General features: G+C 43.5%; 1 pseudogene. It reads right to left on the reverse strand.

The annotated features are described in order from the left end of the window. Positions 1–304, reverse strand: a pseudogene (locus ABNX41_RS21965) (hypothetical protein); the annotation flags it as partial. Positions 305–536 lie beyond the last annotated feature (232 nt).

The raw sequence follows: 536 nt of genomic DNA on the forward strand, positions 1-536 counted from the left end.
CAACGATATCGGCCCAGCTGCGATGATTACAAATCAGTAAATACCAATTTTTCTTGCTCAGCCCTTCTAACCCTTCTACATCCCATTGCAAGTGCGGATTAAGGCGTAACAGCGCTGCAAGACCAGCACACCAGCAATACATCATGAAATTGCAGAAAATGGAGACCTTGCGCCAGATACCGGGAACAGGCAAAAGAAGCTTTACCATACCGGCAATGATGATCGGTACTGAGCAAACAATAGTGACCAGGATGGTCAATACGATACTCAATGGGAGCGTGATAGCCGCGAGTATTCTCGTCATAATAAATTATTCAAAAGTTAGCCATAAACGGTGCGCGAAAAGGGCGCAAGGGGCTGATTCTATCAGAAAACGATGCTAATGATGGCGCTGAGTGAAATAGAAACACTCGTAACAACTATCCACATTATGATAACGGCATGAATCAGATAAGCAGAAAAACGGGATGTTAACAACTCATTGAAAATAAGGGGTAATTATTAAGCCGAGAAGGCTAGCGCGCTGATTTTAAAGT

The organism is Pseudogemmobacter sonorensis, from assembly GCF_042762395.1.
Classification (GTDB): Bacteria; Pseudomonadota; Alphaproteobacteria; order Rhodobacterales; family Rhodobacteraceae; genus Pseudogemmobacter; species Pseudogemmobacter sonorensis.